Annotated in this window: 4 protein-coding genes; all 4 read right to left on the reverse strand. The window is 71.1% G+C overall.

The window, feature by feature from the left end; genetic code table 11:
• Nucleotides 1-2 precede the first annotated feature (2 nt).
• From ACFC0D_RS21485 to ACFC0D_RS21500, 4 genes are read right to left on the reverse strand one after another with little or no spacing between them, the layout of a single operon-like run.
• A complete protein-coding gene (locus ACFC0D_RS21485) occupies nucleotides 3-803 on the reverse strand; it encodes a thioesterase II family protein (RefSeq protein WP_376438158.1) in 801 nt (266 codons plus the stop codon).
• Nucleotides 800-1930, reverse strand: a complete 1131-nt coding sequence (locus ACFC0D_RS21490) for a saccharopine dehydrogenase NADP-binding domain-containing protein (protein WP_376438160.1) — start codon at nucleotides 1928-1930, stop codon at nucleotides 800-802. Before ACFC0D_RS21490 ends, ACFC0D_RS21485 begins: the two co-directional genes overlap by 4 nt.
• Nucleotides 1927-6069, reverse strand: coding sequence for an amino acid adenylation domain-containing protein (locus ACFC0D_RS21495; RefSeq protein ID WP_376438162.1), 4143 nt, complete (start codon nucleotides 6067-6069; stop codon nucleotides 1927-1929). Before ACFC0D_RS21495 ends, ACFC0D_RS21490 begins: the two co-directional genes overlap by 4 nt.
• Nucleotides 6066-13745 (reverse strand): amino acid adenylation domain-containing protein, encoded by a 7680-nt coding sequence (locus ACFC0D_RS21500; RefSeq protein WP_376438164.1) that lies wholly within the window; start codon nucleotides 13743-13745, stop codon nucleotides 6066-6068. Before ACFC0D_RS21500 ends, ACFC0D_RS21495 begins: the two co-directional genes overlap by 4 nt.
• Nucleotides 13746-13790 lie beyond the last annotated feature (45 nt).

Consider the following 13790-nt stretch of genomic DNA (forward strand, 5'->3'; position numbering starts at 1 on the left):
CTTCAGGGGGTGGAGGGCCAGCTGGGCGGGTCGACGCGCAGCGCCGTCACCAGCCACCGCACGAACTCACGGTCCTGGTCGACCAGGTGGAAGTGACCGCCGGGCATCTCCCGCAGCTCGAAGTCCCCCGTGGTGCAGTCGCTCCAGCCGCGGGCCTCGTCCGCGTCCACCTCTCGGTCGTCGAGGTTGATCACCGCTGCGATCGGGGCGTGGACCAGGCCGGGCGAGGCCGGGCGGTACGTCTCGATGAGCCGGTAGTCCGCCCGGATGGTGGGCAGCACCAGCTGGCGGATCGCCGGGTCCTCGAACCGGGCGGCCGAGGCGGCGTTCAGGCCGACCACGTCGGCGATCAGCCCCTCGTCGTCCATCCGGTGCACCGTGTTGGGCCGTTGCCGGTGGGGGGCCGGATGAGCGGAGAGGATCAGCCGCGTGAGGTTCTTGCCTCGCCGCTCCAGCCGCCGTGTGACCTCGTAGGCGACCGCGGCGCCCATGCTGTGCCCGAAGACGGCTGTGGGCCGGTCGACGGCCGGTGCCAGCGCCGCGGCGAACTCGTCCGCCAGCTGTTCGAGGGTGTCCGGCAGGGACTCGCCGAGGCGGTCCTCCCGGTCCGGGTAGCGGGCGATGACGAGTTCGACCCAGTCCGGGAAGTGCTGCACCCAGCGCTGGTAGAAGCTGGCGCTGCCTCCGGCGTGTGGGAAGCACACCAGGCGCAGCCGCGCCGTCGGACGCGGACGGTACACGCGGTAGCAGTCGTCGTAGCGGACCGCCCTGCCCTGTCGTGTCGTCAGATCCGTGCCGTTCATATCGCTCCTTCGTCCTGCGGAACCAGTTGCTCGAGCGGGACGTCGTGGACGCTCAGTTGCGCGACGCCCGGGTCTCCGGCCAGGGCCGCGCCGGCGCGCGACGCGTCCAGTACGTCGGCGGCGAAGTGCACGCCCGCCGGGACGTGGCCGCGTACCACTTCGTCGACGGCCACCGCCGCCGCGGCGGCGACGAGTTCCGCGGCGCCGGTGGCCCTCAGCACCAGCGAGCGGGTCATCGACCCGCCGCCTCCGCGCCCGTCGAGCTGGCAGAGCAGGACGACCTGCGGGGTCCGGCCCAGCAGGTCGAACTCCGCCGCGCGGCAGAGCCGTTCCGCCGCCGCTGCCAGGCCGTCCTCCGTGAGTCCGGGCAGCCCGCCGAGCACGGCCGACGTCTGCCCGTCGAACAGGACGCTGTACCAGTCGCCGTCGCGAAGGCCGAGCCGCAGCGCGGTCCGGCGCGCCTCCGGCGACAGATAGGGGTGAACCGTCATCGCGTCGGTGAATCCGGGCAGGGCGCGGTCGGCCGCGCGCCGTGCCACCCCCGAACGCGGTTCCCCGGAACGCCAGGCCGCGAACGACTCGTCGGCGCCCTCGGCGATGCCCGCGACGAAGTCGTAGGCGCCGGCCCGGCCGATCCGGTCCCGGACGGCGTGGTACACGGTGAGGCGGTCCACGTCCGTGAACCCGAGACCCGCGAGATAGCGCGGGAGCAGCCCGGTCAGACCGGGAATCATTCCCGCGGAGAGCAGCACGCTGCCCGTGTCCACCGCCGACGAGCGGGTCATCCGCTCGTACACGGGGTCGTCGCCACCGACGTCGACGTACCGCGCACCGCTCCTGACCGCCGCCACCGCGACGCGGTCCATGAGCAGCCGGGACGGGCCGGCGCAGTTGACCACCACGTCGGAAGCGGCGCAGAAGTCACGCAGCGACGCCGGGTCGTCGGCGTCGGCCGCGACGGCGTGTCCTTCGCCGTGGAGCACTCCGGCGACCACGGCCTCCGCCGCCGCCATGTCGCGGCCTCCGATCAGCACCTCACCGACGCCGCGTGCCCGGAGTCTCGCCGCCACCTCCCGGCCTACGGCGCCGGCTCCGCCGAGCAGCCCGATCCTCGGCGCCCGGCTCATTGGTCCCGCCCGTCCAGCAGGGCGGCCAGGGCCGCCATCGCCGACTGCCGCCGCTGCGGGACCGTCCGGAGATCGACGCGGCCGGCGTCGGTCAACTGCGCGGCCAGTGCCTTGCCCAGTGGATGCGGCACCGCGCCGGTGTCGATGACACGCACCGGCCCCGGATACGGCTGCGGATCGTGCCCGCGCAGGGCCCGCACCGTTTTGCGGAACAGGTCGAACCGGGTACCGATCGGCGTCCGCGAACGCAGCCCCGCGGCGAGGCCCAGCGCGTCGAGCCGCTCGGACGGCCGCCGCGCCCGCAGCGGGTGGTCGTCCGGCACCGGTTCGCCCGGCGTGTGGCCGAACTCCGCGGCGTCGAGCCCGAGTTCGGCCGCGAGCAGGCTTTCGAGCCACAGCTCGTCGGTCACCTGCTCGTCGACCCGGTAGCCGTCGACCAGCACCACCTCGTCGACCTCTGTCCCCAGGTCGCGCAGTGTCCGCGCGACCTCGAGCGCGAGGACCGCCGCGGCACCGGCTCCGACCACCGTGACGGCGGTGGGGTTCTCCGCGCGCACCAAGCGCGCGTATCCGGTGGCCCTTCGCCGGATCAGCGCCTCGTCCGGGGTCCGCGTATAGCTGTCGGAGTGACCCGCGGACAGCCCGTAGACCTTGCGCCCGGGATCGAGCAGGCCGGACAGCTCGCTGTACCGGTCGAGTTCGCCGGTGCCGTCGTGCACCAGCAGCACGGCGGGCTCGGTCTCGCCGGTGCCCATCCGCCGCAGCGGGGAGACCGTCCTTTCGGCACCCGTCTCCGGCGGTTCCTCGACCTGGGACTGAAGGAACTCGGCCATCGCGGCCACGGTCGGCGTGGGCAGCAGCTGGCGCACCAGGGTGTCGAAGAACATGCCCGCCGCCTGCGGCACGCGTGCCCGCAGCTGTGCGACGAGCTGCGTCGACAGCAGCGAGTTGCCGCCGAGCACGAAGAAGTCGTCGTCGCGCCCCACACGCTCGACCTGGAGGATCTCGGCCCACAGATCGGCGAGTACGGTCTCGAGACCTTCGCGGGGCGCTTCGCCGGCGGCCGCCGGGGCGCTGCCGGGGATCTCGGCCAGCTCGGCGGTCAGCGCACGCCGGTCGATCTTGCCGTTCTCCGTGACAGGCAGGCTGGGCATCGTCCGGATCACCGCCGGGCACATGTACTCCGGCAGCAGGTCGCGGAGATGGTCCTCGATCTGCGGTTCACCGGCGTCCTGGCCCGTGGTCTCGTACTCGACGAACGCGACGAGTCGGCGCCGCAGCGCCTCGACGCCGTCCACGAGGACCACCGCGGCACGCACCGCCGGATGGCCGAGCAGGGCCGCTTCCACTTCCGCGAGCTCCACGCGGTGTCCGCGGATCTTGACCTGATGGTCCTCGCGACCGAGGAACTCGATCGCGCCGGTGGGCAGATAGCGGCCGAGGTCACCGGTCCGGTACAGCCTGCGGCCGGTCACCGGGTGGGTGAGGAAGCGTTCGGCGGTGCGCCGCGGGTCGTTGAGGTAGCCCTGGGCCAGCCCGTCCCCTCCGATGTAGAGCTCGCCCGCCACCCAGTCGGGGCAGTCCCGGAGCCCCTGGTCGAGGACGTGGAACGTCTGATTGCGCAGCGGGTAGCCGTACGGGATGCTCGGCGCGCCGGGGTCGACGTCGCCGATCGGGTAGTGGATCGACCAGATCGACGCCTCGGTGGCGCCGCCCAGCGAGATGAGACGCAGGCCCGGGATCCGGGCCCGGATCTCGTCGGGGAGATTCACCGGGATCCAGTCGCCGGACAGCAGGGCCAGGCGAAGCGTGCCGTTGCCGAGGCCGGGGTGCGAGCCCAGGTAGTGCCCGAGCATCTGCAGTTGCGCGGGAACCGAGTTCCACACGGTCACTTCGTGGCGTTCGATCAGCTCGGCCCAGTGCCCGGGGTCGCCCCGGCGGTCCGGTGCGGGCAGCACCAGCACGCCACCGATGCCGAGCGGTCCGAAGATGTCGTACACCGACAGGTCGAAGCTCAGGTTCGCCAGCCCGAGCACGCGGTCGGCGGGTTCGATCCCGAAGCGCTCGTTCATGTCCGCGACCGTGTTCGCCGCGGCCTGGTGGGTGATCACCACGCCCTTGGGCGTGCCCGTCGAACCCGAGGTGTAGATGACGTAGGCGACGTCGCCGGGGCCGACCCGGCGCTCGGTGGTGTCCGGGAGGCCGGCGTCGGCGGGCAACGTGTCGAGCGGGATGCCCCGCACCTGTTCCGGCAAGGTGTCGTCGGCGCGGGCACTGACGAGGAACCGTGCCTCGGAGTCCTGGAGGATGACGTCGCGCCGCGCGGTCGGCTGCCCCATGTCGATCGGCAGGTACACACCGCCGGCCGCGAGGATGCCGAGCACCGCCGCGATCTGGTCGAGCCCCTTGTCCAGGGCGACGGCCACGATGTCGCCCGGCGTGGCGCCCGCCGCGCGCAACGCGGCCTCGACGGCGGTCGCGCGTCCGCAGAGCGCGCGGTAGGTGTGCGCGCCCTCGGCGTCGATGACGGCCGTCCGGTCCGGGTGCCGCCGCGCGGTGGCGAACACCGGCTCGTGCAGAAGGACCGCTGGCAGGTCGCCGGTCGTCGCGTTCACCTCGGCACGCCGTGCGGCCTGTGCCGCGGGCAGCGGGACGGGCTCGGTGTCGGCCCAGGCCGCCGACCCGGTGGCGAGCCGCTCGAGCAGTCCCGCGAAGGCTTCGAACATCGCCTCCACCAGGCCGGGCGGGAAGACGTCGTCGCGGACGTTCCAGTTCAGCAGCAGCGCGCCGTTGCGCTCCATGACCTGGCAGTCGATCCATACCTGGGGCGTCTGGGTGATGCTGAAGCCGACGTCGCCGGCGGCCTGCTCCTCGTGCTCGGATCCGCCGATCGCGCTGGTGAACACGACCGGCATGACGGCCTCGTCCCGGCTGCGCCGCCGCATCAGCTCACGGATGACCTCGATGCCCGAGTAGAGCCGGTGGTCCATGTCGTCGAACAGCTGCTGTCCGAGGCGCCGTGCGCGTGCCTCGAACGACTCGCCCTCGCCGGGCCGGACGGCCAGCAGGGTGACGGCGGTGAAGTCGCCGAAGAGCGCCTCCACCTGGGGGTGCAGCGGCAGACGGTTGTGCAGGGTCAGGTTCAGGGTGCACTCGGGACGTCTGCTGAACCGCCCGACGACGTCCGCGAACGCGGCCATGACGGCACCCGACGCCGTCAGCCCGGCGCCGCCGGCGCACTCCCTGAACGCGGCCCACTCCGCGGCGTCCAGGCTGCCGACGTGCCGGTGGAAGGTCGGCGCGGCGTCGAGCAGCGTCGTGGTGGGCAGTTCGGGGGCGGGCGGGAGGTCGTCGATGCGCTCCAGCCAGTAGTCGCGGTCCCGCTGGTAGCGCGGGGATTCGAGCAGCGCCCGCTCGGCGAGCACGTAGTCCCGGTAGGTGATGTCGCACGGCGGCAACGCGTACTGCGGGTCCGCCTGCAACCGGTCCAGCTGACCCAGGAGGCGCTGGATGCTCGTCCAGTCCGCCATCAGGAAGTCCAGCGACAGGTGCAGGATCGCCCGGTCGGGGGTCTGGGTGACGCGCACCTCGAACAGCGGCCACTCACCGGTCGGGTGGACCTTGTGGCCGAGTTCGTCACGCTCCTCGCGCAGCCGCGCCTCGACCGCGTCGTCGCTCTCGCCCCGGAGGTCGGCGACCGGGATCCGGTAGTACGGCACCGTGGGCAGCACCTGCTGGTAGCCCTCCTGGTGGACCACCAGCCGCAGCATGTCGTGGTGCTCGATCAGGCGGTTCCAGCCCTGCTCCACCCGGACGGGGTCCAGGGCGGCGTGCTCGACCTCCATGTAGAGGTGGCAGGCGACACCGCCGTACGCGTATCCCTGCTGGCGACCGACCAGGTACGCGGCCTGCACGTCGGTCAGCGGGAACGGCTCGTAGCGGTTCTCGGGATCCGGGACGATGGTGCGCAGTTGGTCGCCGCGCAACTGCTCGAGCAGTTCCTCCTTCGCGGCACGCATCCGCTCGATGCGGTCGGGCGTCAGGGCACCCTTCGGCGCCCGGTAGCGCAACTGGCCGGCGTCCTCCCACAGTTGCACCCCGGCGGCGGACAATTCGGCGATCAGACCTTCAGCACTCACAGGACACCGTCCTCCATCGAACCGTCTACCGCTCCGGCCGTCTCCAGGCTCGCGTCGATCGACGCGGCGACCGCTGCCACCGTCGGTTCCTGGAACATCTGCCGGAGCACCAGTTCCACGCCGAACCGGGCACGAATGGCCTCGGCGAAGCCCGTGGCGGTGAGGCTGTCACCGCCGAGGGCGAAGAAGTTGTGCGCCCTGCCGACCTGGGGCGCGTGCAGCAACTCCGACCACATCCGCGCCACCGTCTCCTCCATCGGGGTCCGGGGCGCCTCACCTCCGTCGCCCGGGTCGGGCTGTTCGGCGAACAGCTCCCCGATGCGGTTGCGGTCGATCTTGCCGTTGGCGCTGAGCGGCAGCACCGGGAGCATCAGCACCCGTTCGGGCACCATGTGCGCGGGCAGCTGCTCCCTGGCCAGTGCCAGGACCTCGGTCTCCCTGACCACCGGCAGGTCCGCGGCGGTGCGCGCCACCAGCAGCATGAGCGAGGTGTCGTCCCGCTCGGTGATGGCGACGTCGCGGAGCCCGCCCTCCTGGAGGACCTCCGCCCACTCCGCCTTGTCGAGCAGGGGCCCGCCGGCGCGCGCCCGCTGTCCGGCGCGGGGTGCGAAACCATGCTCGATGAGACCGGCGGTCAGCAGACCGATGGGGGCCAGCTCCGAGTGCTCCAGGCCGATCAGGATGCCTCCGGGCACGAGCAGCTGGCGTACCTCGGCCGCGCCCGCGACCGCGTCGGCGTACCGGTGCAGCGAGTTGTTCGCCAGGACGACATCGAAGGCGTGCCGCGACTCGGACGGCAGGACACCGTCGCGCACCACGCGGAAGTCCGTGCTGTGCGGAAGGTCGGCGAGACGCTCCTCGGCCGACTCCAGCAGCCGCGGCGCGGCATCGAACAGGGTGAACTCGACGCTTCCGGGCGCGACCGTCTCCAGCAGCCGCCGGGCGGCGATGCCCGAGCGGGCGCCCAGCTCGGCGACCCGTACCGGGCGGCCGAGTTCGGCCGCGAGGGCGTTGACGGTGTCCGCCGCACCGCGTAGCGCGCTCTCGGTGTCCGGCCGGTCGGTGACCGCCGCTTCCGGCGACAGCACCGGGTCTTCGAGCAGGACCAGCGGATCGCGTTCACCGCGCAGGATGCCGGCGATCGTCCCGGTCATCTCGGCGAGGCGGTCGGCGGTGGCGCGCACGACGCCGGTGGCCCGCTCCAGGTTTGCCTGCCACGTCCGCGGATCGAGGGCGGTCTGCCAGCGCTTTCCGACGGCGTACGCGTGGTCCTCGCAGTTCAGCACCTCGCGTACGACCAGCCAGTCCAGCCAGAGCCGCAGCGCGCCCCGCATCCCTTCGGCGGTGCCGAGGGCACCGGCCACCTCGTCGAGGGACGCGGGCGATTCGGTGATCCCCGCCCTGATCACGCCCGCCATGCAGGACTCGATCAGGGCCGCTTCCACCTCCGCGGAATCGGCGGCGCTCTCCGCGGTGATCTCCACCGTGGGTGTCGGGGCGGTCAGGGCGTCGGGCGTGACGGTTGCCCCGGTGGCGTCGGTGACGACGGCGGCGACGAGCTTCTGCTGGTTTCCGGTGCCGATGGTGGCGACCACGACCCGGCCGATGTGCGGATGCGCCTCGAGTACGGACTCGATCTCACCGAGCTCGATCCGGAAACCCCGGACCTTGACCTGGTGGTCGGCGCGGCCGAGGAACTCCAGGGTGCCGTCGGCCCAGAACCGGCCGAGGTCGCCGGTGCGGTACCAGCGTTCTCCGTCCCGCTGCACGAACTTCTCGGCGGTCTTGGCCGGATCGCCGCGGTATCCCTCGGCGACGCCCGTACCACCGATCCACAGCTCGCCGGGGACCCAGTCGGGGCAGTCGCGGCCTGCCTGGTCCACGACGCGGTAGCGCTGGTTCCGCAGGGCGAATCCGTAGGGGATCGATCGCCAGTCCTCGGGGACGTGATCGACCTCGATCGCGTTGGACCAGATCGCTGCCTCCGTGGCACCGCCCATGGCGATGAACCGGCCGTCGGGACAGCGCTCCTTGAAGCGGCCTGGCAGGTCGAGCCCGACCCAGTCACCGGATACCAGGACCAGCCTCAGCCGGTCGTCCAGTGCGCGTGCCTCGGCGACGGATACGTACATGTCGAACAGGGCCGGGACGCTGTTCCAGACCGTCACCTCATGGCGACGGCACAGCTCGACCCAGCGCTGGGCCTCGCGCCGGTCGCCTTCCTCGATGAGTACCAGCGCGCCGCCGACGGCCAGCAGTCCGAACATGTCGTAGACCGACAGGTCGAAGTCGGCTGCGGACACGGCCAGTACCCGGTCGTCGGCTCCGATGCCGAAGCGCTCGTTGATGTCCTCGACGGTGTTGACCGCCGCTCGGTGGGAGACCTCCACGCCCTTGGGCAGGCCCGTCGACCCCGATGTGAAGATCACATACGCCGTGTCCGACACCTCGCGAGCCACCGGTGCCGACAGGCCGTGCGACGTGGAGCCCAGCTCTCCCGGTTCCAGGACCTGTACACCGGACGGCCAGGAGCCGTCGGCCGCGTCGACGACCGCGTACCGCGCACCGGCGGCCTCGAGTATCAGCGACCGGCGGGCCGCCGGCTGGTCCACGCCGACCGGCACGTACACGCCGCCCGCGGCCAGCACACCCAGGATCGCGGCGATCTGGCCCGGTCCCTTCGGGACCGTCACCGCGACAGCGTCGCCGGGCTCGACACCGTGGGCCGTCAGCCCGCCGGCGATCCGCAGCGCCTGTTCGGCAAGCTCGCCGTACGACAGTTCGCCGTCCTCACCCCACACCAGAGCAGCCCGGCCGGGCTCCGCGGACGCCCGCTCGAAGAAGCCCTGATGTAGCAGACGGCCACTCTCCGGAGCACCGGTCTCGCTCACCCGCGCACGCACGGCGAGCTGCCCGGCCGGCAGCCTCACCGGAGCGGCCTGCGACCAGTCACCCTCGACCAGCCACTCCAGCACCCCGCAGTACGCCTCGAACATCCCCTCGACAACACCCTCGGGGAACAGGCCCTCCACGAAGTCCCAGTTCAGGTACACGCCGTCGGGGTGCTCGCGGACCTGGTGGTCCAGCCAGACCTGCGGCGTCTGGGAGATGCCCCAGCAGATCTCGGCGTGCTTGTCGGCCCCCAGGTCGGGCAGGCCCTCGACGATGCCGAGGGCGCTGGTGAAGACCAGCGGCATGCTGACCTCCGCCGCGCCGGCCCGGCGCGCCATCTCCCGCAGCACCCAGGTGGCGGGTACGGCCTGGTGGTCGAGGTCCTGCCACATCTGCTCCTGCAGCGTGCGGGCCCTGTCCAGGAGTCCGGAGCCGGGATCGGGCCGGTAGGAGACCAGCAGCAGCGAGGTGAAGTCGCCGAGGATGTTGTTGATGTCGGGATGCACTTCGCGGCGCTGGAACGTGGTCAGCACCAGCGTCATGTCCGGGCGGGTGCTCCAGGCGCCGAGGACCTCCGCGTAGCAGGCCAGCAGCAGCGCCGACGGCGTCAGCTCGTACTGACGCGCCCGCTCGGTGATCCGGGCCCACCGGTCGGCATCCAGCCAGATGTCGTCACGTGCGAACCGGGGCTGCTCGATGCGCGCGGGGTCGGTGGCCAGCGGCAGCTGCGGGGCGGGCGGCAGGTCGTCCAGTCGGGACAGCCAGTACTCGCGGGCCGCTTCGACCTCGGCCTGCGGGGGCTGCGCGTTGAGCTGGTAGTCGCGGAACGACACGCCGACGGGGCGCAGCGCCGCCTCCGGGTCCCGGTACAGCTGCTCCAGCTCCGTCGTGAGAATCAGCACGCTGAGCGCGTCGAGGATCAGGTTGTCCAGGCCCACACCGATGCGCGTCCGGTCGCCGTACCGCACCGCGCGCACGTCGAACAGGGGCCAGACGGTGGGGTCGAAGACGCGATGCGACATCGTGTCGCGCAGCGCCTCCAGTTCCTCGTCTCCGCTCTTCGCCGCGGTCTCCACGGGGATGGTGAAGCGGGGTACGGACGGCTGTATCCGCTGCATGCCCTGGTCGTCGAAGACCGCACGGAGGATCTCGTGCCGGTCGATGAGGATGTTCCAGGCCCGCTCCAGCCTGTCGAGGTCGACGTCGGTGCCGTCGAACTCGGTGTAGAAGTGGCAGCCGACACCGCCCAGGGTGAACTCGGGACGGCGGCCGAACCAGTACGCGCGCTGGACGTCGGTGGCCGGGAAGGGCTCGTACCTGGCCGCCTCGTCGGCGTCGAACGGTGTGGCGGCCGGGCTGGAGTCGTCGAACCGGAGGAGTGCGGCGAAATCGGCCAGCACCGGGTGGGCGAACAGCAGCCGCAGTTCCGCGCCGGCGATCCCCTCGGATATCAGGCCGGCGATCAGCCGGGTTCCGATGAGGCTGTCACCGCCGCAGTGGAAGAAGTTGTCCGTACGATGCAGCCGCTCCAGGGACAGCAGCTTGGTCCAGAGCCGGGCGACCGCCTCCTCCATGGGCCCGCGCGGAGGTTCGGCGACGACGGCCGCGGCGACCTCGTGCTCGGCGAGTTCCGCGAGTTCGGCGACGACCCTCGCGCGGTCCACCTTGCCGTTCGCGGTCAACGGAAGGTCCGCGGTGACGACCAGCCGCTCCGGCACCATGTGGCCGGGCAGCCTGTCGCCGGTCCAGTCGCGCACCTCGTCCACGTCCACCGATTCGCCGTCGGGGTGGGTGACGACGGCGGCGACGATCTTCTGCTGGGTACCGGTGCCGACGGCGGCGACCACGGCACGGCCGATGTGCGGGTGAGCCTCCAGCACGGACTCGATCTCACCGAGCTCGATCCGGAAACCCCGGACCTTCACCTGATGATCGGCACGCCCGAGGAACTCCAGCGTCCCGTCCGACCAGAACCGCCCCAGGTCACCCGTGCGATACCACCGCACACCGTCCCGCACGAGGAACTTCTCCGCCGTCTTCGCCGGATCACCGCGATATCCCTCGGCGACTCCCACGCCACCGATCCACAGCTCGCCCGGCACCCAGTCCGGGCAGTCCCGACCGGCCTCGTCCACCACCCGATACCGCTGATTGCGTAACGCGAACCCGTACGGAATCGAACGCCACTCCTCCGGCACCCGGTCGACGTCGAGCGCGTTCGACCAGATCGCCGCCTCCGTCGCACCACCCATCGCGACGAAACGGCCCTCCGGACATCGCGCCTTGAAACGACCCGGCAGATCGAGACCCACCCAGTCGCCCGAGACCAGCACCAACCGCAACCGGTCGTCCAGCCCCTGCGCCTCCGCCACCGACACATACATGTCGAACAACGCCGGCACACTGTTCCACACCGTCACACCATGACGACGGCACAACTCCACCCACCGCTGCGCCTCACGCCGATCCCCCTCCTCGATCAGCACCAACGCGCCACCGACGGCCAGCAGGCCGAACATGTCGTACACCGACAGATCGAAATCGGCCGCCGACACCGCCAGTACCCGGTCCTCGGCACCCACGCCGAACCGGTCATTGATGTCCTCGACCGTATTCACCGCCGCCCGGTGCGACACCTCCACACCCTTCGGCCGGCCCGTCGACCCCGACGTGAAGATCACATACGCCGCATCCGACACCCCACGATCCACCGGCACCGGCAAACCGGCCGACCCGACCAACTCCCCGTACTCCCACACCCGTACATCCGACGGCCACTCGCCGGCCGCCCCGTCCACCACCGCATGACGGACACCCGCGGCGTCGAGCATCAACGCCCGACGCACCGCGGGCTGATCCACACCGACCGGCACATACACAGCACCCGCCGCCAACACACCCAAGATCGCGGCAACCTGCTCCGGCCCCTTCCCGGCCGTCACCGCCACCGCATCACCCGGCAACACCCCACCGGCCACCAACCCGCCGGCCACCCGCAACGCACGCCCGGCAAGCTCGCCGTACGACAACTCACCGTCCTCACCCCACGCCAGAGCAACCCGACCGGGCTCCGCACCGGCCCGCTCGAAAAAGCCCTCATGGAGCAAACGGCCGCTCTCCGGCGCACCCGTCTCCCCCACCCGAGCACGCACCACTTGCTGCCCCACCGGCAGACCCACCGGAGCGGCAACCGACCAGTCACCCTCGACCAACCACTCCAACACCCCGCGGTACGCCTCGAACATCCCCTCCACGACACCCTCGGGGAACAGCCCCTCCACAAAGTCCCAGTTCAGATAGACGCCGTTGTCCATGTCCATGAGCTGGTGGTCGAGCCATACCTGCGGAGTCTGTGTGATCGAGTACCCGAGTTCACCGAAGGATTGACGGAAGCGACCGCTCAGCAGCTCTCCGCCACCGGCGTTGCTGGCGAATACGACCGGGGCGGTCTGCGCCTCCAGGTCCGTGTGGCGTGAAATGTCGCGGAGGACTTCGACAGCGGAGTACGCGCTGTGGGAGATGTCGCTCTGGAACCGCTGCTGCACCGCGCGAACACGGTCGAGGAACGAATCACCGGACAGATCGACGTCGAGCAGCACGAGATTGGTGAAGTCGGCAATCATGCCGGCGACATCTTCGTGCAGCGCGACCCGGTCGAACAGCGGAAGATTCAACAGCAGCCGCGACTGACCGCTCCAGCGTCCGAGGATCTCGGCGAAGGCCGTGGCCAGCACCATGGCAGGGGTGACCTGGTTGCGCCGCGACAGCTGCACGAGGCGCTCGAATCTCTCGGGCTCGAGCCGGTGCTCCAGGCGCCGGAAGACCGGCCGCTCGATCAGAGCCGGGTCCTGGGCGAGCGGCAGCCGCGGCGCGGAGGGGAGATCGGCCAGGCGTGACAGCCAGTACTCGCGGTCGCGGACGAATGCCGCGCTGCGGGAGCGCCCCAGGTCCGCGCGGTACTGCGGGAAGCTGTAGGTCAGGGGCCGCAGGGCCGCGGCGCCGCCGGTGTAGCACACGGCGAGGTCGTCGAGGAAGACGTTGAAGCTGAGGACATCGGCCACCAGCAGGTCCAGCTCGATGTGCAGGCGCGTCCGGCCGCCCGGCAGCAGCGACAGCCGTACGTCGAACACCTCACCCCGCTCCACGGCGAGCCTGCGGTGCGACAGTCGGCCTCGGATCCGCGTCAGTTCGCGGTCCGTCGCGGTCTCGTCGAGGTCACGCAGGTCGTTCCGGGTCAGCCCGGTCCATGCCGCCTTCGGCATGATCTGCTGGGTCCCGTCCTCCAGGAAACGCGCCCTCAGCATCGGATGCCGCTCCGTCAGCGCGGAGACCGCCCGCTCCAGGCGGTCCGCGTCCACGCCGGCCCCGTCGACCTCGAGATAGATGTGGCAGCCCACACCGCCGAGCACCTGGCCGTCGGTGCGCCCCACCCAGTAGGCGTGCTGGACCGGGCTCAGCTCGAACGGTGCGCCGAGGTCGACCTCCACCGCAGTGTCCTCGGCGGGAACGATCGCCTTGCACTCGCTCAGGAGGTCCCACCACTCCGCGATCGTCGCATGGGCGAACAGTTCGCCGACGGTGATGTCGAGCCCTTCGCGGTTCCACAGACTGACAACACGCATGACGCCGATCGAATCAATTCCGTACTCGATCAGATTCTCATGCTCGTCGAGGTCTTCGGGGTTCTCCCCCAGCAGGGCGGCAACCAGGGAAAGCAACTCGCTCTTGCTTGCCGGAATTCCCTGCTCAGCGCCTCCCGAACCGGAAGGACTCGCGTCAGACATGTTGTTCTCCAGTATGTGAGATTCCCAAAAACCTGCCACGGAACA

Origin of the sequence: Streptomyces sp. NPDC056222, from assembly GCF_042264065.1 — a bacterium.
Lineage (GTDB): Bacteria > Actinomycetota > Actinomycetes > Streptomycetales > Streptomycetaceae > Streptomyces.